Origin of the sequence: Mesorhizobium sp. M2A.F.Ca.ET.067.02.1.1 (assembly GCF_004023285.1) — a bacterium.
GTDB lineage: Bacteria > Pseudomonadota > Alphaproteobacteria > Rhizobiales > Rhizobiaceae > Mesorhizobium.
The window spans coordinates 1-981 of the sequence record NZ_RZSB01001226.1; the positions used below are offsets into that span (position 1 = coordinate 1).

Here is a 981-nt window from a genome sequence, read left to right on the forward strand (position 1 = left end):
GCCGCTGATTTTCGAGGCCTATGCCGCCGAGACGGCGCGCCGGGCGGCTTCCTTCTCGCCAGCCGCCGTTTTGGAGACCGCCGCGGGCACCGGGGCCGTCACGCGCGCCTTGGCGCCGAAACTCTCTCCCGATGCCAGCTACACCGTGACCGACCTCAACCAGCCGATGCTCGACTATGCGGCGTCGCGCCAGGGGCCGGACAGCCGCATTACCTGGCGCCAGGCGGATGCCTTGAAGCTGCCCTTCAACGACGCTGCCTTTGACCTCGTCTGTTGTCAGTTCGGCGCGATGTTCTTTCCCGACCGCGCCGCCGCCTATCGCGAGGCAAAGCGCGTCCTGAAGCCTGGCGGGCATTTCCTGTTCAGCGTGTGGGATCGCATCGAGGAGAATATCTTCGCCGATGACGTGACGAATGCCCTGGCCAGGATCTTTCCGCACGATCCGCCGCGCTTCCTGGCGCGCACGCCGCATGGTTATCACGACAAGGACTTGATCCGTAGCGATCTGGCCGCCGCCGGATTCTCCGATGTGGCGATCGATACGAGGGCCGAGCAGAGCCGCGCATCCTCGCCGCGCGTTCCCGCCGTTGCCTATTGCCAGGGAACCCTGCTTCGCAACGAGATCGAGGCCAGGGAGGCCGGGAGCTTGGCGTCCGCCACCGACTATGCGGAAGCCGCGATCGCCGAGACGCATGGCCGCGGCGCGGTGGCGGCCAAGATCCAGGCGCATTTTATCGTGGCTGTGGTCTAGCTCACCTTGTTGCGCTCGACGGTCAGATGCGCATAGCCGCTGTCGCTTGCCTTCGCGAGGTCCCTGGTCACCGGATCGGCCCAACGCTGGCCGATGATGGCGCCATTCTGCGCGCCGTCGATGACATTGTCCGAGATGACGGCCGTGCCGGACCCTTCGACGACCGAAACGACGATGCCGGTGCCGGCCTTGCGGATAATGTTGCCGGTGGCCACGACATTGCGCAGATA

The 981-nt window shown here is 65.7% G+C and carries 1 protein-coding gene and 1 pseudogene; one reads left to right on the top strand and one right to left on the bottom strand.

Annotated elements, in window-relative coordinates:
- Positions 1-751, top strand: a 751-nt coding sequence (locus tag EOA28_RS36930; protein ID WP_128315901.1) for a methyltransferase domain-containing protein, incomplete at its 5' end; no start/stop codon positions are given.
- On the opposite strand, the pseudogene EOA28_RS36935 reads toward EOA28_RS36930, so the two are convergent.
- Positions 748-981: pseudogene (locus tag EOA28_RS36935) on the bottom strand (TIGR03808 family TAT-translocated repetitive protein); the annotation flags it as partial. The gene EOA28_RS36930 and the pseudogene EOA28_RS36935 sit on opposite strands and share 4 nt — an antisense overlap.